Source organism: Pectobacterium brasiliense (assembly GCF_013449685.1).
Classification (GTDB): Bacteria; Pseudomonadota; Gammaproteobacteria; order Enterobacterales; family Enterobacteriaceae; genus Pectobacterium; species Pectobacterium brasiliense_A.
The window spans coordinates 85,170-104,595 of record NZ_JACDSF010000027.1 but is presented as its reverse complement, the minus strand read 5'-3'; the positions used below and the strand labels follow the sequence as shown (position 1 = coordinate 104,595).

Annotated in this window: 17 protein-coding genes and 2 pseudogenes; 8 read left to right on the top strand and 11 right to left on the bottom strand. The window is 51.1% G+C overall.

What is annotated here, in order from left to right; genetic code table 11:
* Nucleotides 1-264 (top strand): annotated as a pseudogene (locus H0248_RS11615) (cell envelope biogenesis protein OmpA); the annotation flags it as partial.
* A 153-nt stretch (nt 265-417) separates the two neighbouring features.
* On the opposite strand, the gene H0248_RS11610 reads toward H0248_RS11615, so the two are convergent.
* From H0248_RS11610 to H0248_RS11600, 3 genes are all read right to left on the bottom strand, one after another.
* Nucleotides 418-882: a GyrI-like domain-containing protein gene (locus H0248_RS11610; protein ID WP_180786052.1), complete on the bottom strand. Its 465-nt coding sequence runs from the start codon at nt 880-882 to the stop codon at nt 418-420.
* Between the two features lie 232 nt (nt 883-1,114).
* The gene (locus tag H0248_RS11605; protein ID WP_180786051.1) at nt 1,115-1,444 is read right to left on the bottom strand and encodes a DHCW motif cupin fold protein; all 330 of its coding nucleotides are present in this window, start codon (nt 1,442-1,444) and stop codon (nt 1,115-1,117) included.
* Between the two features lie 71 nt (nt 1,445-1,515).
* Complete coding sequence (locus H0248_RS11600; RefSeq protein WP_275898518.1) at nt 1,516-2,052, bottom strand: rhodanese family protein; 537 nt, start codon at nt 2,050-2,052, stop codon at nt 1,516-1,518.
* Nucleotides 2,053-2,457: 405 nt separating this feature from the next.
* On the opposite strand from H0248_RS11600, the gene H0248_RS11595 reads away from it, so the two are divergent.
* The gene (locus H0248_RS11595; RefSeq protein WP_180786049.1) at nt 2,458-3,858 is read left to right on the top strand and encodes an EmmdR/YeeO family multidrug/toxin efflux MATE transporter; all 1,401 of its coding nucleotides are present in this window, start codon (nt 2,458-2,460) and stop codon (nt 3,856-3,858) included.
* A 44-nt stretch (nt 3,859-3,902) separates the two neighbouring features.
* Here H0248_RS11595 and H0248_RS11590 read toward each other — a convergent pair whose 3' ends face one another.
* Together H0248_RS11590 and ompX are read right to left on the bottom strand one after the other, a co-directional pair.
* Nucleotides 3,903-5,087, bottom strand: coding sequence for an MFS transporter (locus H0248_RS11590; protein WP_180786048.1), 1,185 nt, complete (start codon nt 5,085-5,087; stop codon nt 3,903-3,905).
* A 344-nt stretch (nt 5,088-5,431) separates the two neighbouring features.
* Nucleotides 5,432-5,947, bottom strand: coding sequence for an outer membrane protein OmpX (gene ompX, locus H0248_RS11585; protein WP_180786047.1), 516 nt, complete (start codon nt 5,945-5,947; stop codon nt 5,432-5,434).
* 376 nt (nt 5,948-6,323) lie between these two features.
* Here ompX and rhtA point away from each other — a divergent pair, with 376 nt between their 5' ends.
* The gene (rhtA, locus tag H0248_RS11580) at nt 6,324-7,211 is read left to right on the top strand and encodes a threonine/homoserine exporter RhtA (protein WP_180786046.1); all 888 of its coding nucleotides are present in this window, start codon (nt 6,324-6,326) and stop codon (nt 7,209-7,211) included.
* Here rhtA and H0248_RS11575 read toward each other — a convergent pair.
* A complete protein-coding gene (locus H0248_RS11575; RefSeq protein WP_180786045.1) occupies nt 7,199-7,750 on the bottom strand; it encodes an adenylate kinase in 552 nt (183 codons plus the stop codon). The two genes, rhtA and H0248_RS11575, sit on opposite strands and share 13 nt — an antisense overlap.
* Nucleotides 7,751-8,091: 341 nt before the next feature.
* On the opposite strand from H0248_RS11575, the gene dps reads away from it, so the two are divergent.
* The 4 genes from dps (at nt 8,092) to glnQ (ending at nt 11,145) form a co-directional block, all read left to right on the top strand.
* The gene (gene dps, locus H0248_RS11570) at nt 8,092-8,595 is read left to right on the top strand and encodes a DNA starvation/stationary phase protection protein Dps (protein WP_180786044.1); all 504 of its coding nucleotides are present in this window, start codon (nt 8,092-8,094) and stop codon (nt 8,593-8,595) included.
* A gap of 398 nt (nt 8,596-8,993) precedes the next feature.
* A complete protein-coding gene (gene glnH / locus H0248_RS11565; protein ID WP_010294862.1) occupies nt 8,994-9,740 on the top strand; it encodes a glutamine ABC transporter substrate-binding protein GlnH in 747 nt (248 codons plus the stop codon).
* A 26-nt stretch (nt 9,741-9,766) separates the two neighbouring features.
* Entirely contained in the window at nt 9,767-10,426 is a 660-nt protein-coding gene (glnP, locus tag H0248_RS11560; RefSeq protein ID WP_010294864.1) for a glutamine ABC transporter permease GlnP, read from the top strand.
* Nucleotides 10,423-11,145: a glutamine ABC transporter ATP-binding protein GlnQ gene (gene glnQ / locus H0248_RS11555; RefSeq protein WP_014914973.1), complete on the top strand. Its 723-nt coding sequence runs from the start codon at nt 10,423-10,425 to the stop codon at nt 11,143-11,145. Before glnP ends, glnQ begins: the two co-directional genes overlap by 4 nt.
* Nucleotides 11,146-11,196: 51 nt before the next feature.
* On the opposite strand, the gene H0248_RS11550 is transcribed toward glnQ, so the two are convergent.
* Both H0248_RS11550 and ybiB read right to left on the bottom strand, forming a co-directional pair.
* Entirely contained in the window at nt 11,197-13,065 is a 1,869-nt protein-coding gene (locus H0248_RS11550; protein WP_180786043.1) for a M3 family metallopeptidase, read from the bottom strand.
* A gap of 86 nt (nt 13,066-13,151) precedes the next feature.
* A complete protein-coding gene (gene ybiB, locus H0248_RS11545; protein WP_180786042.1) occupies nt 13,152-14,120 on the bottom strand; it encodes a DNA-binding protein YbiB in 969 nt (322 codons plus the stop codon).
* A 332-nt stretch (nt 14,121-14,452) separates the two neighbouring features.
* On the opposite strand from ybiB, the pseudogene H0248_RS11540 reads away from it, so the two are divergent.
* Nucleotides 14,453-14,941 (top strand): annotated as a pseudogene (locus H0248_RS11540) (IS5 family transposase); the annotation flags it as partial.
* A gap of 15 nt (nt 14,942-14,956) precedes the next feature.
* On the opposite strand, the gene H0248_RS11535 reads toward H0248_RS11540, so the two are convergent.
* From H0248_RS11535 to H0248_RS11525, 3 genes are read right to left on the bottom strand one after another with little or no spacing between them, the layout of a single operon-like run.
* Entirely contained in the window at nt 14,957-16,324 is a 1,368-nt protein-coding gene (locus H0248_RS11535) for a TolC family outer membrane protein (RefSeq protein WP_180786041.1), read from the bottom strand.
* Nucleotides 16,325-16,326: 2 nt separating this feature from the next.
* On the bottom strand, nt 16,327-17,655 hold the full coding sequence (locus H0248_RS11530) for an HlyD family type I secretion periplasmic adaptor subunit (RefSeq protein ID WP_180786040.1): 1,329 nt from the start codon (nt 17,653-17,655) through the stop codon (nt 16,327-16,329).
* 27 nt (nt 17,656-17,682) lie between these two features.
* Nucleotides 17,683-19,410, bottom strand: a complete 1,728-nt coding sequence (locus H0248_RS11525) for a type I secretion system permease/ATPase (RefSeq protein ID WP_180786039.1) — start codon at nt 19,408-19,410, stop codon at nt 17,683-17,685.
* Nucleotides 19,411-19,426: the final 16 nt, after the last annotated feature.

The following is a 19,426-nucleotide window of genomic DNA, read 5'->3' as shown; positions in this document are numbered from 1 at the left end:
AGCAAAGTGGAATCCCGCCCTGACATTACTGGTGCGGTAGGTGTCAAAATTATCAGTAAAGACAATACTGCCTCGTATATTCCCTTCTCTACCGATGATTCGCTGAAAGCCATCGCACTATCGTTGCAAGGTGATTTCAATTGCGATGATGAAAAGGATATTAATGTTTTAGCCACACGAAAATCTGACGGGGTTCAGTTAAACATCATCAAACAACAGAATGGGACTGTCATTAAGACTATCGATAACTCACTGATTAAGTGATGCATTACAACAGGCATTCATTGAGTGCCTGTGATAATGATAAATACCCTCACCATGCCAAGGTATACCATAATGTAATCTTTCACGGCGTATTAACAGTAACAATGCAGCTGCTCCGATATTTTATTTTTAAATCAATCTCAATAAACGAGCTTAATTCACTGTTTCAACAGACTGCCATATTTCAATTTCCCAATTACCGTTGCTTCCGTCGCACAAATAATTTTCATAACATATGTCGCCCGCCGGTCGATATCCTTGTGCATGAATGGCTTTATAAAAGTCATCCCAGGCTTTCGCAAAATCCCCCTTCTCCACAATGGTGTGCGTTACGGCATAAAGCCCACCGGGAATGATTTCCCTGCGTATTTCTGTCCCTTCCGGCAGCGTTGGCGGCATCTCTTTGCACGTAATCGCCACATCCGCCCGTAATTCATCCGGTTCTACTTTGCTGGGATCATCCCAGTAGAACGCCAAAGATTTATCGATGGAGAGATGATGCTCCCTTGCCCACGATAGTATTTCATCAAATCCTTGCGGTATTTTTTCGTAATAGGGACCGACGACCCGAAGACTCAACACTTCCATAGATTCTGCAAGTTCAATTCTGATAGACATGCTCATACACTCCTGATTCATGTAGATAATAAACTCGGCACCATTAACCATACTTAGTGTATGGTTATATACCAATATCGGCAACAGGCTTAGAGGCGAATTTCTTTCGTCTCTATCAACGGATTGAACATTTCTACACAGATTTTTTCCTGGCTTCGACGAACGCGACCCCAGATAGGATGAGCTAACTAATCAAGGGCTAATCCCCATACTCCAGATTAGCCCTCTGGCATCAATCCACAACAAACAGCTTCGCGCCCGTCTCGGTGTAGGAGCGATGAGCTTCCGCGTTATCCGCAACCTGATAGCTCATTCCCGGTTTGAGGACAAAAACACGGCCATCATCTAATTCCGTATGAAGTTCACCTTCAAGGCACAGCAGAATATGCCCTTTAGAGCACCAGTGATCGGCCAGATAGCCTGGCGTGTACTCAACAATACGAACCCGAATATCATCAAAACGCTGTGTTCGCCAGTAGGCGATCCCCGTCTCTCCCCTGTGCTCGGTGGGCTCTATTTGCGACCAGTCAGTCGTACCAAACGGAATGTTTTTCATATCCATATTACTGCCCCTATTCTTTAACGTTATCGGTTAACACTCCGCTTACTCTTCTGGCAAGCCATCCCAGCACATCAGCGTTTGGCGCCACAGTTCCACGGCATTTTCATCAACAGTCTTGCCATGCCACAAAAACCCGTGATCCCTGCAAACAGCAGCCCTGCTCCTACAAAACCAGAAAGCAGGAAGAAAGCGCTGTTTACGCTGTAACCCAGTAATACACCACCCAGAATAAAGACGCCAGCGACGATTTGAACCTGCCGCATGAGTTCAATCGGCTGCTTACGATTCACTTCCGTTGGAAATCCTGCCTTTTTCCATGCGGTCATTCCCCCTTCCAGAAGAAATACCGTTGCGGGTGAAACTGTCTGTGCCAGCAAGTCAGCATTCTGTTCCGAGCGCATGCCAGACAAACAATGGAAAATCACAACCTGTCCTTCTTTGTTATCATCAGGAAGGACATACCCAGCAGAGGAATTCAGCGGGTGCAACCTTGCCTGTGCGATGTGCTCGCGGGCATATTCTTCCGGCTGGCGAATATCAATGAGCACCGCACCTTCATCTAACAATTTACGAGCCTGAGCGGGGGAGATAGCAAGTGGCGTTGGCATGATCATAATCCTCTTTTTGAGCCGCTGAACCCCGTCATCATGCATCGTTCAGCGTAGTATTCAGTCAGCAAGGAAGGTGATATCGCTGATTGTTTGCGTGTCACCGTTAATTTAGATAAATCTAATTAAGTAAAATCTAAATTAAATAATGGGCACGTGCAACAACTTTCCGCGCGCAGAAAGCAATCCAGACTGGACATCGATTTAGCGGCTGATACTCTATAAACAGAAACGCTATTTTAAAAAACAGTCATGCTGCCGCGATCGTACAAAATGGATCGACAACAGTATGGATAAGTCACTGTATGCATAAGTACCGTGCAAAAATACTGCTATTTGCGAGCCACCCTGTGGCTCTGTTTACCGTGCCGACTGGGAAACTTGAGATACCGCTAAGATCGTTTCATGAAAAAATTAAAAGACACAGACTGGTATAAAAAGCGTTACTCCAACCGCGTTCTCTTCTGGAGAGAAATCTCACCGCTCGCCTTCCCCATCTTTATTGAAGGTCTTTGCGTCGTGTTGATGGGGGTTTTCAGCACCTTCCTGGTCAGTTGGCTAGGGAAAGAGGCCATGGCAGCCGTCGGCTTGGCTGATAGCTTCAATATGGTTATCATCGCGTTCTTTACCGCCGTCGCATTAGGGACCGCCGTTGTTGTCGCGTTCAGCCTAGGACAGCGCAACAGAAAGCAGGCACGATCGGCCGCTCGCCAATCGATGTCATTACTGGTTCTGTCATCCTTTCTGTTGGTCGCTCTGGTTGAATTCGCCGGCTCAGCGATTATCGATCTGATCGCAGGACAGGCCGACGTACAGGTTAAAGCACTTGCCCTCACGTTCCTTCGCTGGACGGTATGGGGATATCCTGCTGTCGCCATCGCGCTGGTAGGCTGTGGCGCGTTGCGGGGCGCGGGTAATACCAAGTTGCCAATGGTCATCAACATTGGGATGAATATTCTCAATATTGGCATCAGTAGCCTACTGATTTACGGGGCATTTTCCTGGGATGGCCTTGGCTTTGTTGGCGCGGGAATTGGTATTACCATTTCACGCTATATCGGCGCGGTATTCGTGATTCTGACGCTAATGCACGGTTTTAACGGTGCGCTGCGCATTCCCTTCAAGTCTTACTTTGCGCCTTTCACCCTGTCGATCCTTTATGAAGTACTCAGTATCGGTATTCCCGCCAGCATTGAATCCGTGATGTTTAACATCGGCAAGCTGATCACCCAGCGTTTTGTGGCAGATATGGGAACCGAGGTCATTGCCGGAAACTTTATTGCTTTCTCCATCTCAACGCTGATCAACCTTCCCGGCAATTCACTCGGTGCGGCCGCCACCATTATCGTTGGCACACGGCTGGGGAAAGGCCAAATCATGCAGTCCACCCGCCAGTTGAAGCACATCTTCTGGCTGTCCAATATCGGGCTGTGCGTACTTGCCGTCCTATCGGTGCCCAGTGCCAGCTTTTTGGCATCGTTTTACACCAATGAGACGGAAGTTATCGAAGTGGCAAAACATCTCTTGTGGCTCAACGCACTATTTATGCCGATCTGGGCGGCGTCCTGGGTGCTTCCTGCTGGTCTAAAAGGCGCGAAAGACGCCAGCTACACCATGTGGGTAGCAATGGCTGGCATGTGGGGATGTCGGGTCATCGCAGGATATATCCTCGGCGTGATGCTCGGTTTTGGCGTGATCGGCGTGTGGATGGGGATGTTCTTTGACTGGATTGTACGCGGGTTCTTCTATTACCGCCGCCTGATGAGCGGACGCTGGCTATGGCGCTATCGCCCACCAACAAATTGATGATAGCGAGCGGGTTTCCGCTCGCTGACAACACAACAAACCGCTTAGCGACTCGGGCTCTTCACCGGAGCAAAACGGGTCGCCATGAGAATCAAGACGACCNNAATCAAGACGACCACACCAACAGTCATGATCATCCAGGCCTGTTCCAGACCCGCCGTATGCTGACGAATGAAACCGGCCAGCAAAGGCATCAGGCTGGCGAGGATGTAGCCGCCGCCCTGCACAAAGCCCATCAGTGAACCGGTTTTATGTGATTCTGTCACCTGATCCAACGCCACAATCAGCGACAGCGGGAACAGCGCACCAATGCCAACGCCCAGCATGATAATGATGGGATACGTAAACGTTAACGGCGCCACAATCAACCCAATCATTCCCACCAGCATCACGGTCAGAACAGGAAGCAACAGCTTGCGTCGATCGGGAAAACGGTTGATGAACGTTGATACCAGCAGGCCGGAAATTACTTCCGTCAGCGTTAATCCACCCAACATCAGGCCGCTTTGCGTCGCATCCAACCCCAGTTGAATGTAATACGGCGGCAGCCATGCCAGTACCAGCGTATACGCCCCCGTACCAATGCCGAAGAACACCATCAGCAGCCAGTCCATTCCGCTTCGGCGCGTTGCTAGAACAGCCACCGCATCCTGTTTCACGGTATACACTTTAGGGATACACCGCCAGGCCACCACAGCCACCAGCGCCACCATTCCCCAGCAGGCCAGCGCACTTTGCCAGCCCCACACATTTGCCAGCGGAGAAACCGATGAAGCCGCAAACGCCGCACCGGTCATAATCGCCGTGGTATAAAAGCCCATGAGGAGACTGCTGTGGCGACCAAAATGGAGCTTGATAAACGACGGCACCAGCGCCTGAATCAAGGCAATTCCGATTCCGGCAAGCGCAGCGCTAACCAGCAGCGCAATACCGCTATTCAGCCACCAGCGAGCACTGCACGCCAAGGCAATGACCACAATGCCCAGCGTGATTCCCCGATATTCACCAAGACGCGCCTGCAACTGACCGCCATATAACGCACACCACCCCATAGCGAACACCGGGAGCGTGGTTAACATTCCCGCCATGCTGTCATCCAGGCCCGTTGCAGCCTGAATCTGATTCAGCAATGGGCCAATCCCCGCCAGAACAGGACGTAAATTCAGCCCCAGCAGGATAATTGTGAAGAACAGAAAAGCCCGCGTGCGGACCGTTGATGTCACTGCCATGTATAACCTCAATAGCTTGAGTAAATCACTACGACTTGATGAACATTATCTTCACATAAAGAATCTTAACGTCAAGATAAAATCTTATGACAGACCGATACTGCATGAATTTGATCAATGCCGATAAGCACATTCGGATATCAACCGGCTGGAAAGTGACTGGATAAATGACTGATGAAACTCATCGCTGATTTAGACAAACAGCTATGAAAAACGTCGCTTGCAACAGTCCGCAGAGTGGTGGGCAGGAAGCTCGCCATAAAAAAATCCGCCCTAAAAAGAGCGGATTCTTCCGGCATATCTAACAACCAACACTGAGGGTAAACATCCCCTACAGAGTTAGATTAGAAGCGGTAACCTACGCCAACAGCCCAAGCACCTACGTCAACACTGCGGATACGGCTTTGTTCGTAACCCACATCCAGAGCAACGTCCTGCATTGGGTTGAACTGGACACCCGCACCATAGGTGAAGCCGTAATCGTCGTTGCTGTTGTTGTCCAGGCCGTTGGTCGCGTTATTTGTTACTTTACCGTGGCTGAGACCAACAACACCGTACAGGCTTGCCCAGTCATTCAAACGGTAAGCAGGACCCGCAGTGAAGCCCATGTATTGGCCTTTATTGTAGTCGCTGCCATCGCTACCATTTTTTTCCAGGTAGGTGAATGAACCAATAACGCCCAGTGGGTTATTATCTTGTTCGTAACGATATTTCAGGTTAAAGCCTTTAACTTTATTTTTTACGCCCTGAGCATCACCTTGAGCATAACCTGCAGTTACAGTACTTTCACCAGCAAATGCAGAACCTGCGCCAACGGCTAATACACAAGCCAGAGCGGAAAGACACGCGATTTTTTTCATATTTACAGCCTCGAATTTATTTTATGAAAGACTAACTAACGCAGTAAATATAACAAATAAATTCGGGGATTACCGCCCTATAAATATTTATCAATTAGGCTTTAGATGTAACAAATATTGTCAGTAGCAACCTATAGTACTAATTATATTGATTTTTTTATTGTGACAATTAGATTAAAAATAAATTCATCACAACGCAGTAAAACAGATAATTCCGAATTTCTCGCTCAGTTTGTACGCTAATTCCATTGAACAAAAATACATCAATTAAATGATGCGTAAATAAAGGTCAATAAAAGTCAACTCATACCAGACAAATTGTTTACAATTGGATATAATAGCAACGGAATGTTATACCTGTTTTAAGGCCAAAAGAATGACCTTATTTTCCCATCGCTCATCATCATTTATCCCTGTATTGCTCATCATTATCTCGATGCTTTCTATCCAAAGCGGTGCCGCTCTGGCCAAAAGTTTGTTTCCACTTATTGGCGCCACTGGCGTCACGGCACTGCGTCTGGGAATTGGTACGATCATCCTGTGCATCATCTTCAAACCGTGGCGTATGCGATTTAGCAGTAACCGCCTGCCGTTGCTGGTGTATGGCATGACACTGGGCGGGATGAACTTTCTGTTCTACCTGTCATTACAAACGGTGCCGCTTGGCATTGCTGTCGCACTGGAATTCACCGGCCCGCTTGCCGTTGCTATGTTAGCCTCACGCAGGCCGATTGATTTTCTGTGGGTTTTTCTGGCTGTTGTCGGGCTATGGTTCTTATTGCCGCTGGGACACAATATCGGCAATGTTGACTTAACGGGTGCGGCTTGCGCTGTCGGTGCAGGTGCCTGTTGGGCACTTTATATTCTGTTTGGGCAAAAAGCGGGAGCAAACCACGGACCAGGAACCGTCGCTATCGGCTCCTGCATTGCTGCGCTGATCTTCTGCCCTATTGGTGCGTATTACGCTGAGAGCACGCTATTCTCGCTCTCGATACTCCCGCTCGGTATTGCCGTCGCCATTCTGTCCACCGCACTACCCTATTCTCTGGAAATGGTGGCATTAACCCGTCTGCCCGCCAGAACATTCAGCACGCTGATGAGTATGGAACCCGCTATTGCCGCCCTCTCTGGGATTCTTTTTCTCGGCGAACATTTATCGTTCATACAATGGATGGCGCTGATCTCTATTATCATCGCGTCAATCGGCGCAACGCTGACAATAAAACCTGCAGATGGCACCAAAGCAAAGACTCAAGCCAAATAAGTGTGTATTTCCTTGGGAAAGTGTTGCAGAAAATTTTTACATTCCCGAGGAGAACGCAACGTAATAAAGCGGATATGGCGATAGTGAGGATCGGCTAAATCCGCCAAATACCGTTTCCGGTTTCTTGAATAGGTTTTTATTGTCCAGAGGATAATTGAATCCCGACTAAGGAAACTGCGGAGAAAAGACTCTTTATTACCCGTGCCGCTCCAGAGTTCCTCTTTACGCCATGCCCGAAGAAAGGCACGCCGTACCGCCTGAAAAAGCGTACGGCTAAAACTGTAATCGACCCAAATCACGACATCAACATTGCGCCATTTGATGTCACGCGTGCGATTATAGTTACCATCCAACACCCAGTTTTCAGGCTCTAGCGCGTTTTCAAGTCGTTGAAAAAAATCGGCATCCGTCCGTTCTTGCCAGTCTTTGAGCCAAAAAAGAGCATCCATTTCAATGTACGGTATAGCCAGCTTTTCCGACAAACAGCGAGCAAGCGTCGATTTGCCACTTCCACTGGTGCCAATAATATTCACTCTCATTCACCACGACTCCTTTTACTCGCACACGCTATATTTTAAGAGAGAAACGACGCTGTCATTCTATTTAAGCAATAGCGGAGAATAATAACTATTTTCACCTAACCAGCAATGACATTTATCAATATATGATATTATGTTTCAGTGGTAATTAAAATATTACCCTGACATCGCCGCAGGCACATTATTGATATCAGATAAACCCTGACTACAAATACCCACACCGTCGTTATGCTATAGCTATCCATTTGATAGGTGATTCTTTTCAATATTAATTTTTATCACTGCTATAATTAATCACATTGAACAGCAAGACTATCAATAATTAAAGAGAGGATACTATTATGCCTACCGCTAAACTCGTGAAATCAGCCCCGTCCGCATTGCTTTACACTCGCAATGATTTGGATGATAGCGTTAAGACCTCGACGATCGCGCTGTTAAACCAACTGGTTGTTGATTTCATCGACCTGTCGTTGATTACCAAACAGGCGCACTGGAACATGCGCGGTGCAAACTTTATCGCCGTCCATGAAATGTTGGATGGCTTCCGCACCTCGATTATTGACCATCAGGATACCATCGCCGAGCGCGTGGTGCAGATAGGCGGTGTGGCGCTGGGTACGGTGCAAATCGTGGGTAAACAAACCTCGCTGAAAAGCTACCCAACCAACATCCATAGCGTTCAGGATCATCTTAAAGCGCTGGCCGAACGCTATGCGATTGTTGCTAACAACGTACGCAAAGCCATTGGTAAAACGGAAGATGAGGCCTCTGCAGATATTCTAACCGCCGCATCACGCGATCTGGATCAGTTCCTGTGGTTCATTGAATCAAACATCGAATAATCAACATCTCGTCTCGTAAACGCGTTCAAGGCTGCTTAAGCAGCCTTTTCTCTGACAGTCTCCCCACTCAAGCCGCCCTCTTTTCTGGCATAACCGCACAAACCACACGTTTTATCCATTAAGACGCTCAAAAAATTAGCTTTTGCCCGTATTAATTGGCCATAACGCGAATCAACGGTTGTTTCCCTTCTGTAAATCAGTTAATCATAACAGCGCCTTGCCTGAGCGAATCGGAGGTGAAAATTTCACCGCTGGCAGGGCAATAAATAAAGCAACAGGTTAAGCACTACGCAGGGTAACTGACTCAGGTTTCACTTTCGTATGATGTACTATGCTTAAACGTGCTTAAAACACCTGTAAAACAAAAAGCTCCCACAACTGCTAATAGGAAGGATTTGATGAAATCACTACTTAAGGCCTCTTTGGCTGCACTGACGCTGATGATGAGCGTATCTAGCTATGCTGCTGAGAAAGAACTGATTGTCGCTACAGACACCGCTTTCGTCCCTTTTGAATTCAAACAAGGCGACAAGTACGTCGGTTTTGACATCGACCTCTGGGATGCTATAGCTAAACAGCTCAACCTGAAGTACACCCTGAAGCCAATGGACTTCGGCGGCATTATTCCTGCACTGCAAACCCGTAACATCGATCTGGCACTCGCAGGCATTACGATTACTGAAGAGCGCAAAAAAGCAATCGATTTCTCTGACGGCTATTACAACAGCGGCCTGCTGGTAATGGTCAAAGCAGACAACAACGACATCAAAGGCGAGCAGGATTTGGCAGGTAAAGTGCTGGCAGTGAAGAGCGGCACGGGTTCCGTTGATTACGCGAAAGCCAATATCAAAACCAAAGATCTGCGCCAGTTCCCGAACATCGACAACGCCTACATGGAACTGGGCACCAACCGTGCTGACGCTGTGCTGCACGATACACCAAATATTCTCTACTTCATCAAAACCGCAGGCAACGGCCAGTTTAAAGCGGTAGGTGATTCCATTAAAGCCCAGCAATACGGCATCGCGTTCCCGAAAGGCAGCAACGAGTTGCGTGAAAAAGTGAATGGCGCCCTGAAAACACTGCGTGAAAACGGCACTTATGCTGAGATCTACAAGAAGTGGTTTGGCGTAGAACCTAAGTAATTGCCGATTTAATCTGGAGATATTCCATGCAGTTTGACTGGAGCGCCATTTGGCCTTCTCTGCCCCTCCTGATGGAAGGGGCAAAAATGACGTTGTTGATTTCTGTTCTGGGTCTGCTTGGCGGCCTGGTGATTGGCGTGGTCGCGGGTTTTGCCCGCGCCTACGGCGGCTGGTTTTCCAGCCGCATTTCGCTCGTTTTTATTGAAATTATTCGTGGCACCCCAATCGTTGTGCAGGTGATGTTTATTTACTTCGCCTTGCCAATGATTTTCACGTCCGTACGCATCGACCCTTTTGCCGCCGCCGTCGTCACCATCATGATTAACTCTGGTGCTTACATCGCGGAAATCACCCGTGGTTCGGTATTGTCGATTCATAACGGTTTCCGTGAAGCGGGTCTGGCGCTTGGGCTGTCTCGCAGCGCGACGTTACGCCATGTGATTGCCCCACTCGCCCTGCGTCGCATGCTGCCGCCGCTGGGTAACCAGTGGATTATCAGCATCAAAGATACGTCACTGTTTATTGTCATCGGCGTGGCTGAACTCACACGTTCAGGTCAGGAAATCATCGCGGGCAACTTCCGTGCGCTGGAAATCTGGACTGCGGTTGCCATTATTTACCTGTGCATCACGCTGATCCTCAGCTTTATTCTGCGTCGTCTGGAAAGAAGACTTAAGATTATATGATTGAATTTAAAAACGTATCCAAACACTTTGGCAAGACACAGGTCTTACACAATATCGATCTCACCATCGGTCAGGGTGAAGTTGTGGTCATCATCGGGCCTTCGGGTTCGGGTAAATCCACGCTGCTGCGCTGCATCAACAAGCTGGAAGAAATTACCAGCGGTGAATTAGTTGTTGATGGCCTGAAAGTGAACGACCCGCGCGTTGACGAGCGTTTAATCCGTCAGGAAGCCGGGATGGTATTCCAGCAGTTTTATCTGTTCCCACATCTTACCGCGCTGGAAAACGTCGCGTTCGGCCCTATTCGGGTTCGCGGCGCAAGTAAAGCCGATGCCGAGAAGCTGGCGCTGGAATTACTGGCGAAAGTGGGTCTGTCAGAACGCGCGCATCATTACCCTTCCGAGCTTTCCGGCGGTCAACAGCAGCGTGTCGCTATCGCCCGTGCGTTAGCGGTTAAACCGAAGCTGATGCTGTTTGATGAGCCGACATCGGCACTCGACCCGGAACTGCGTCATGAAGTGCTAACCGTCATGAAAGATCTGGCCGAAGAAGGCATGACGATGGTCATCGTCACTCACGAAGTGGGCTTTGCCCATAAAGTGGCTTCACGCCTGATCTTTATTGATAAAGGCCGCATCGCAGAAGATGGCGACCCGGAAACGCTGATTACGAATCCACCCAGCGACCGTCTGCGTGAATTCCTGCAACACGTATCTTGATCAACAAGGGGGCTTTCGCCCCCTTTCTCTTACTTGTGATGCCAGCGAACGTTATGCCTGCGAACGCGGATATTCTCGTTCAATAAACGCCGCAAAATCCTGGCACATCTCCTCGTCGCTCTGTTCATTATCCGCCAGCACGCGGCTACCATCGACCACACGAATACGCGCAGACAGATCGAAATCCGCAGCAGGCTGAGGACGAACTGCCGCCTTCGCCATCATTTCTTCTGCCTGTTGCCAGGCTTCATCGACCGTTAGATTACAGGCCTGCGCCAGATAAGCGGGGTTGAAGCCCTCACCGGTCAGGCTACGCAGTGTATCGTCGTGACTTACGCTATTGCCCGGATGCCAATAGTGTTGTGCCAAATCAGGGCCGATAGCCGGGTTATCCGTCAGGTAACCGTCACGTTGCAGGAAATAGCTGCGCGTCTGCTCCACCGCCATCAATGCCAGCAGGTATCCCTGATAAGAACACGCCGACTCCATAGACAGCAGATGAGGGATCGCCAGCGTCGGGCGCGGGCTACCGCTAATGCCCAAAATACGCTGCTCGGTGTCGCGCGCCAGTTTCGTCATCGCTTCTGGTGTACGCGCTTCGTCGTCCCACGAATAGAGTTGCCACTCAAAATACGGCACCAGCAGGATGTGTCGCTCACTAAAAGCTCGCATTGGCTGCTGCGTGCTGATATCCGCACGGATTAATTCATCAGGAATCATCTCTCCCTGCGCATTCTTTGCATAGCGTTTTAACCAGTCGGCATCGCCCAGCAGACTGTCGCAGAACATGGACTGCGTTTCTGCATAAGCCATTGAGGTTGGTGGGAATTCCTGTGAAAAGCAGGGGGCGTTCTGCCGAATATTGGCAAAATGCGCGGCGTGCCCACCTTCATGAAACAGCGTATTAATGCCGCTGGCACCGCTGCCAATTTGATCCGGTTTTGCCAGACTGGTGAAATTAATCCGTGCCGGAACCCATTTCCCTTCCTGCACAAACGGCGGCACCGGGCCATGCATAAAGCCGTTCTCGTATTTACCTTTACGCACCAGCAAATCGAGCTGCATTTCTGCACCGTTAAACCCAATACGCAGACGCTTAAAGCTGTTGATCCAACGCTCCAGCGATGCAGAGAAAGGGAAATAGGGATCGAGCTGGCGCGTCACATCGCCCGCGCTGGCATAGCGAATATTCCACGGCTGCAGAGCCTCTTCGCCCTTTTCATCCGCCAGATTTTTTAGACTACGAGTATTCGCTTCACGCGTTTGTTCTTCAAAAGGATCGAGGATGGCAAAAAGCTGTTCAGGCGTCATCCGCTCCGTCTTGTTGACCTTATAGTCAAAATAGTTGCGGTAGCCCATCTGACGGGCAAAACGGTTACGCAGTGAAATCAGCTCAGGGAAGCCATTCTGCAACAGCCACTGTTCAAGATCGCGCAGCGCCTGCTGGGAACTTTGACGATAGGCTTCGGTATCATTGGTCGTCTGATTGGTCAGCAGTTCTCCGAGCGAGGCGGAAACACGCTCACCTTTGGCATCCAGATGTGTCATTTCATAGGATTTACGCTTGGCGTATAGCGCACTTTCGGCGGTGATAATCTCATCCATCAGCGCCTGAGCCTGCGGATCTTCAATCACATTGCAGTCGAAAAACCGATACCAGCCTTGCAAACCATGCGACAGCACCTGCTGTTGCTCATCACGCGGACTGTTTTCCAGTGTCGCAAGATGGGTTCTTAGCTCAGCCAGACGCTGCGGCTGCGAAATAAAACGCTTATACGCACTTTCTGCGGCAGAGAAACGCTCGGACACGTCATCGTTGCCCGTTCCCATATACAGTTGCCAAAACAGTTCTTCTTTCGCCTGATGAACCGCAAGATAGTCGCGATTCAAGGCGTTAAAATAGTCCGCTACCTGTTGCATGCTATTCCTTCTCTCTTCAAATGGCAGCCGCCTGGCTGCGTGAAGTGGCGCGGTAAACCGCGTCCGAATTCGCTCCGGCAAACCAATCAGCCAAGGCGTTTCTTAATCGTGGCGACAGCCTGTTCCATTGTCGCCGCTTCACCGGCGGCAACCAGACAGCACGCCAGTTGCAGACGGATCGCCTGCGGTATGGCAATTTCACCCGTCAGGCACTGTACAGTCCAGCGCGCGGTGGTGGCGGCATCCTTCGCAATCGGCAATGCATCGGGTGCGACGCTGATCTCCTGCCGAAGCTGCAGCACGTTGGTATTTTGCTGATGGATAAAATGAATTTCCGGGCAGCGCTGCGGGTTGGCGTAAACCTCCCCTTCCGTGCCATGCATCAGAAGTGCGCGCCCGTTGATGCCATTAAAAAACGTCCCCACGCGGGAAACGTATTCAGGATGGGAAACGCTGGCAACGCGCAGCGCGTCGCTTTCACCAAACGGTGTCGCCACCTTAGCCAGCGTGTGGCTACTATTACGCACCCCCATCCGCCAGCGCAGTTGTAACTGGCGATCGATGGCCGGGCACAGCGTCGAGACAGGGATAAAGACCGGGCTGCCGTTATCAAGCTCCTGCTGCGCCTGCTCGGCATTCTCCGTAATCGTCACGCCGAGGTTACGCAAAATTTCTGCGCTGGTTACGCGGGTAGGATCGTCGCTGACGCCGTGAACCACGACCGGAAAACCCAGTTTTGCCAACAGCAGCGCCAACAGTGGCGTCAGGTTTGCCTGCTTCCGCGCCCCGTTATAGCTTGGAAGCACGATAGGCATAGGAAAGTCCTTAGGCGGGGTCAGGCGCAACACATGCTCGTTCATCGCCTGATAAAAACCCAACATCTCGGCTTCCGATTCACCTTTGATGCGAAACGCAATCAGCAGCCCACCGAGCTCCAGCTCCGGCACGTCACCGCGCAGCATCGCGCTATACAGTTCATAAGCCGTTGCCTGATCGACATCACGCGCATGATTTTTCCCGCGCCCCACTTCTTTGATAATTTTGGTGTAATCCATGCTGGCCTCTTATTTTCGGCGACACAGTAAAGAACTTATCAATGAAAATAACATGTTTGGTGGGGTTCTGGTGATTCTGGCGCAAAGGAAATTGCTATCGTGCTGTACATGAGTCGGTGATAGGAACACCATTCCTCCTACTTGCGGGAAAGTATTTATAAATAGTTTTCTCTGATTCACCGACGACATTCGCCACTTGATCATCCTTTGCAACCCAGCCCGCTATGAATTATTCCCACTGGCGTATCCTCAAAAATCATCTCTCGCTCTACTCGAATTAGCGATTTTTTCTGTAACTCGGTATTTTGAACGGTTGTAGATATACTCCAAATAATTCTGGACTGGGTCGCTCTCGCGGCGGCTTTGACACCAAAATCCATCTGGCGACAGATGGCACAGGATTACCGCTGAGTTTTTGCCTGAGCGGTGGACAAGCCCACGAAAGCCGATATGCGGAAACCTTGCTTAACCGAGTCGGGGTTATCCGAAAAAGCGGGAACCTGAAATCACGTCCGAAAGCAGTACTGGCGGATAAGGGTTACTCCAGTAGACGTATTCGCATTTATTTGAAAATAAAAGGAATAAAAGCGGTTATTCCGTTTAAATCAAATGAGAAAGCCAGTCAGGACGGACGTCGGCCCCTCAATACGAGTCTGTACAAAAAACGCAATGTCGTGGAGCGTTGCTTTGCGATATTGAAAGAAAATCGTCGTATCGCGACACGCTCGGAAAAAACAGCCAGAAACGACCTGAGTATGCTAAAACTGGGGGCGATCAGGCTATTTTTGATAGCGGTTGTTAAGTTAAGGGACACACCCTAGTGTCTGCTGGTTTTGTTATTGGCTAATGGCTCTGTTATTGGCAAATGACGTTGTTGCAGGCTGAAACCAGGCCGCCAGTTCCAGAATATCTTTCTCGTTCAGCGTACCTGCGGTATAGCGCAGTAATAGCCATGCCTGAAGCCAGCTGTATTTCGCTTCCGCCAGCTCTCGTCGGGCGTTATACCAATCCTGTTCTGCCAGCAGAATATCCAGATTGATACGTTCTCCGCCTGCAACACTCAACCGCGTGGCGTTGACCGCTTCTTGCGCCGACGAGGCCGTCATTTGCCAGGCCTTAATTTTCGCCGACCCGTTGTTATACAGGTTGTAGTACTTTTTCAATTCCGCCAGCGTTTTCTTGGTTTGATCGTCCAGTTCCGCCTGACTTTGCTGATATTCCGCCGCCGCCTGTCGCATAGATGCGGAGACAGAGCCACCCGCGTAAAGCGGGACATTTAGCTGCAAACCGATACTCTGTGTGTCGTATTTCTGGTTGTAGTTGTATTCACTTTCCGAACGGCTATTGCGCGACGATGCCACCAGCGACAGCGTGGGTAAATGCCCAGCGCGGCTGCGTTCGATTTCATAGCGGCTGACCGCCAGCCCTTCGCGCTGCGTCGCCAGTTTGGCATTGTGCTGCACGGCAAGATCGCGCCACTGTGCCAGCGTCTGCTTGCCTGCTTCCGCAGACGGCAGTTGAGTGAGCGCCAAAGGAGACAGCGTCGTGATATCCAGCGCCGTCCCCGTCATATTTTCCAGATCGGTGATCGCGGCATCCAGATTATCCTGCTGCTCAATACGCTGCGCTTCGATCAGCGTAAAACGCGCCTCCGTTTCCCGCACATCCGTTAGCGTACCTTCACCCGCCAGCAGCAGGCGTTTATTCAGCGCCAGCTGTTCCTGATACGCCCGCTGCTGCGCATCCAGCAGTTGCAGCTTTTCCTGCGCCAGCAGCGCACTGCTCCAGGCTTGATATAACCGCACCATCAAATCCTGACTGCGATCGCGAAAACGTTGATCGGCCATCAGCGTGCGGGCAACCCCCTGCTGATAACGCGCCCAAGCAGCATAGTCCAGCAGAGGCTGACGCAGCGATAACGTCGACGTGTAGCTGTTGTAATCGCGTTTTAGCGTGTTATTGCTGAGGCTATCCGTTTGGGTGACTTTGGAATGACTGCTATTGGCGCTATAGCCGTACTGGAGATTGGGAAGCAGATTGGCACGCCCGATGGTCTCCTCTTCCTGACCCGCCGCGCGCTCAAAACCCGCAGCACGAAATTGCGCATCATTACGCAGCGCCAGTTCCCAGGCATCAAGCAGCCCTAATGCGTTAGCGCCCGAAGAAAGCAGCCCAAATAGCACGATTATCGCGATCCTTTGCATGATTATTCTTCCGTTAATGCCAGATGCAGGCGATCCATTAAAGGCTTAAAGAGATAATTGACGAACGACCGCTCTCCGGTACGAACAAACCCTTGAACCGGCATACCGGGCTTAACTTCCAGCCCCTCCAGCGCACGTTTCCCGGACTCATCCACCTGAACGCGCAGACTGTAATAAGGGGAACCGTCTCGCTCATCCAGCAGGCGGTCGGCGGACAGCAGCTCGACGGTACCCGCCACACGCGGCGTCGTGCTCTGGTTAAACGCGACGAACTGAAGCTCGACGGATAGTCCCGGCCAGACCTTATCCACCAGTTCAACGGGCAGACGCGCATCCACTAAGAGAGGCTGATCGTCCGGCACAATCTCCAGAAGCGTCTGCCCCGGCGCAATCACTCCGCCTTCCGTAAACACTTTCAGCCCAACCACCGTACCGGAAACAGGTGCGCGCATCTGAATATTCGCCAGATTGAAATCGGCCTTTTCCTTTTTGCTACCTACATCGCTCAGCAGCGCCCGCACGTCCGCCAGCTCGCTGTTCACTTCCTTGTCGTATTCCTGTTGACGCTGGGCGATCAGCAGCGTTTGTTGTTCAATATCACGACGAGTACGATTAATATCCCCCGCCAGTTGGGCGATATCGCCGTTAAGCTGCGCCAGCAGACGTTCGTTCTCCAGCATTTTGTTGCGCGGGACATAGTTTTCCGCCGCCAGTGAACGCAGCCCCTGCAGCTGTTGTTCCAACGTCTCCCGCTGTTTCTGCTTGCTGGACATCACCTGACGCTGGGCGCTGAGCGACGCCTCCATCCCCGCGATACTTGAGCGCATTCCTTCCGCTTCCAGCTTGAGCGACTGCTGACGGCTGCGCAGTAAATCACGCTGTAATGCCGTAATCACACTCATCCCCGGCTTCCCCGCTAGCGGTTGCAGGCGAGGCGTCATCACCATGTCGCTCAGGCGCTGCTGCTCGGCAAGCAGCCGACCTTCACGCGCCACCAGCTGTAAGTACTGACCATCCAGCCCTTCACTCGCCGAACGCGCATCGACCTCATTCAGCGTTAGCAGAATCTGGCCGGCCTCAACCCTGTCGCCATCTTTCACCTGGATTTTATCGACAATGCCGCCCTGACTGTGCTGCACAACCTTGCGGTTGCCAGAAATCACGACGCTGCCATTGACCATGACGCCCTTGTCTAGCGGTGCAAACAGTGCCCACAGGAGAAAACCGCCGAACCCAGCGAGCACCAGCAGCCACCCCAAACGCACGGCACGTTTTTCATCACGCCGCGCCGTCTGGTTCATACTCTCTTCACTTATTTCTGATGCGGACATGTCTTTCCCTGTATTCGTCATTCCCTGTTACGGCTGGACAGCGGCGGCAGGTGTCATTTGTGCTTGATTGGCGGCACGACGCGGCTGCAATTCGTTCAGAATGTCGCGCGCTGGCCCAAAGCGCTGTTGCTTACCCTGATTGAGCACCAGAATTTTATGCGCCAGCGTGGTTAATGCAGGACGATGTGTAATCAGTATCACCGTCGCTCCCCGCTTCTGAAGATGCGAGATCGCCTGTGCCAGCGCCATTTCGCCTTCGTTATCGAGGCTGGAATTTGGCTCATCGAGTACCAGCAGGCAGGGATCGCCATACACCGCACGTGCCAGAGCGATACGCTGCCGTTGCCCACCCGACAGCCCGTTGCCATCAGCGCCAAGCGGCGTGTCATATCCCTGCGGTTGGCTAAGAATCATTTCGTGAACGCCAGCCAGCTTCGCCGCTGCGACAATCTTTTCCGCATCATGCTCGCCAAAGCGGGAAATATTCTCCGCCAGCGTGCCTTTAAACAGCTGCACATCCTGTGGCAGATAGCCCATTGCTGGGCCAAATGCCGTTTTATCTACCTGACTGAGATCGGCACCATCCAGTCGAACCTTGCCACGCGTCGGTGTTTGCGTCGCAACCAGCAGACGTGCCAGCGTAGATTTACCTGAACCCGATGCGCCCAAAATCGCCAGCGTTTCGCCTGCATGAAGCGAGAAATGGATATCCTGCAATCTTGATGCCCCTTGCGGCGTCTGCAATAACACATGCTCGACGCTGAGCTGACCAACCGGTGCGGGCAGCGCCATCGCCTCCGCTTTGGGTGGATAAGCCGTCATGATTCGGCTGAGTCGATACCAGGCCTGCCGTGCGCTGCTCAGCGGCTTCCAGATACCGATAAACTGATCGATAGGGCTCAACACGCGCCCAACAAGAATTGACCCCGCAATCATCATCCCCGGTGTGATTTCGCCCTTAATCGCTAACATCGCCCCCACGCCGAGCATCAGCGATTGCAGAAAAATGCGCGCATGTTTTGATGCTGCCCCGACAACGGCGGCCCGCTCACTTGCCAGATTTTGCAGCGTAATAAAACGGTAGTGTTGCCCCAGCCAACGGCGGCGCAAATGAGGCAGCATCCCCATCGATTCAATGACTTCGGCATTACGCAGTTGCGTATCCGCAAGATGTGTCGCCTGTAACGCTTCATGGTTTGCCTCTTCTAAAGGCGACGTGGTGAGATGCTGATTCAGCCATGCCAGCAGCACCAGCACCACCGTTCCTCCCAGCGCCAGAAAGCCGAGAACCGGATGGATCAGGAACAGCACCAGTAAAAAGAAGGGAAACCAGGGAATATCGAAGAAGGCAAATAGCGAGTTGCCCGTAATAAACTGCCGCAGTAGCGTGAGATCGTTCAGCGCTTGACCGGCTTTGGCCTCGCCGGCTTCCAGATTGCGCTCAAATGCGGCGTTGAAGACCTGCTGGTTCAGCTGTAAATCGATACGAGTACCGAGCCTTACGACCACCAGGCTTCGCACCCATTCGAGTGCCGCCATGAATATCCCCAGACCAGCAATCAGCAGGGTGAGCATCAGCAACGTGGTGCCATTCCCCGAAGCCAGTACGCGATCGTAAACCTGCAGCATATAAATCGAAGGCGACAGCATCAGTAGATTCACGATGGCGCTGAAAATCCCAATGCTCCAAAAGCTGCGCCGGAAAGGACGCAGTATACTCAACAACGAACGTTCCTTATTTGCTAGTTGACTCACTGCGTTTGCCTCTCCT

Excerpts from the sequence above, each read along its gene's own strand:
- H0248_RS11610 (WP_180786052.1), bottom strand. The coding sequence starts at position 882 with ATGTCTATCAGAATTGAACTTGCAGAATCTATGGAAGTGTTGAGTCTT.
- H0248_RS11605 (WP_180786051.1), bottom strand. The coding sequence starts at position 1,444 with ATGGATATGAAAAACATTCCGTTTGGTACGACTGACTGGTCGCAAATA.
- H0248_RS11600 (WP_275898518.1), bottom strand. The coding sequence starts at position 2,052 with ATGCCAACGCCACTTGCTATCTCCCCCGCTCAGGCTCGTAAATTGTTA.
- H0248_RS11595 (WP_180786049.1), top strand. The coding sequence starts at position 2,458 with ATGAAAAAATTAAAAGACACAGACTGGTATAAAAAGCGTTACTCCAAC.
- ompX (WP_180786047.1), bottom strand. The coding sequence starts at position 5,947 with ATGAAAAAAATCGCGTGTCTTTCCGCTCTGGCTTGTGTATTAGCCGTT.
- rhtA (WP_180786046.1), top strand. The coding sequence starts at position 6,324 with ATGACCTTATTTTCCCATCGCTCATCATCATTTATCCCTGTATTGCTC.
- H0248_RS11575 (WP_180786045.1), bottom strand. The coding sequence starts at position 7,750 with ATGAGAGTGAATATTATTGGCACCAGTGGAAGTGGCAAATCGACGCTT.
- dps (WP_180786044.1), top strand. The coding sequence starts at position 8,092 with ATGCCTACCGCTAAACTCGTGAAATCAGCCCCGTCCGCATTGCTTTAC.
- glnH (WP_010294862.1), top strand. The coding sequence starts at position 8,994 with ATGAAATCACTACTTAAGGCCTCTTTGGCTGCACTGACGCTGATGATG.
- glnP (WP_010294864.1), top strand. The coding sequence starts at position 9,767 with ATGCAGTTTGACTGGAGCGCCATTTGGCCTTCTCTGCCCCTCCTGATG.
- glnQ (WP_014914973.1), top strand. The coding sequence starts at position 10,423 with ATGATTGAATTTAAAAACGTATCCAAACACTTTGGCAAGACACAGGTC.
- H0248_RS11550 (WP_180786043.1), bottom strand. The coding sequence starts at position 13,065 with ATGCAACAGGTAGCGGACTATTTTAACGCCTTGAATCGCGACTATCTT.
- ybiB (WP_180786042.1), bottom strand. The coding sequence starts at position 14,120 with ATGGATTACACCAAAATTATCAAAGAAGTGGGGCGCGGGAAAAATCAT.
- H0248_RS11535 (WP_180786041.1), bottom strand. The coding sequence starts at position 16,324 with ATGCAAAGGATCGCGATAATCGTGCTATTTGGGCTGCTTTCTTCGGGC.
- H0248_RS11530 (WP_180786040.1), bottom strand. The coding sequence starts at position 17,655 with ATGTCCGCATCAGAAATAAGTGAAGAGAGTATGAACCAGACGGCGCGG.